The organism is Arthrobacter sp. 10L430 (genome assembly GCF_056395245.1).
In genome coordinates this window covers 1-929 of the sequence record NZ_JBFTJD010000065.1, presented here as the reverse complement: position 1 = coordinate 929, position 929 = coordinate 1, and the positions used below count along the sequence as shown (strand labels likewise).

1 protein-coding gene is annotated in these 929 nt (G+C 68.9%); it reads right to left on the bottom strand.

Annotation, left to right across the window (positions count from 1 at the left end):
* Window positions 1–929 (bottom strand): aldehyde dehydrogenase family protein (locus tag AC1DDG_RS21675; RefSeq protein WP_476877700.1); only part of this gene is annotated, 929 nt, incomplete at both ends.

The window sequence follows — 929 nt, the reverse complement described above, 5'->3', positions numbered from 1 at the left end:
ACGTCGAGTCCGTTCGCTTTGGCGACGGCCTCGTCCACGGTGCTGTAGCGGATGATGGGCAGGGCCGGGCCGAACTGTTCCTCGGCCACGAGGGGGTTGTCGTTGTCGATGTCGGCGACCAGCGTGGTGGGGTAGAAGTAGCCCGGCTGGTCCATGGCCGGGTTGCCGCCGAGCAGCACGCGCGCGCCGGAATCCTTGGCGGCTTCAACGAGCCCTGCCACGATGTCGAACTGTGCCTTGTTCTGCAGCGGGCCCAGGACGTTCGCCTCGTCCAGCCCCACACCCATGGGCATGGCAGCGGCGACGGCAGTGAGGGCCTCGCACACCTTCTCGTAGATGTCGTCGTGGACGTAGAGGCGCTTGAGGGCCGCGCAGGTCTGGCCGGTGTTGATGAAGGCGCCCCAGAACAGGCCTTCTGCGATGGCCTGGGGGTCTGCGTCAGGGAGGACGACGCCGGCGTCGTTGCCGCCAAGTTCCAGGGTGAGGCGCTTGACGGTGTCGGCGGAGGATTTGATGATCGCCTTGCCGGTGGCGGTGGAGCCGGTGAACATGACTTTGCCGACGGCGGGGTGTTCGGCCAGCCGGGCGCCGACGTCGCGGCCGCCGGAGACGACCGTGAGGAGGCCTTCGGGGAGTTCCTCGTTGAGGACCTTGGCCAGGGCCAGGACGGACAGCGGGGTGTATTCGGAGGGTTTGACCACCACGGCGTTGCCCATCCGCAGGGCGGGGGCGATCTGCCAGATGGTGATCATCATGGGCCAGTTCCACGGGCCGATGGCGCCGACGACGCCGATGGGCCGGTAGTGCAGTTCGGCGCGGGTTTCGCCGTCGTCCACGACGGTTTCCGCCTCCAGCGGCGTTCCGGCGGCGGCGCGCAGCCAGGCGGCGCAGGCGCCGACTTCGAAGCGGGCGTTGGGGCCGTTGAGCGG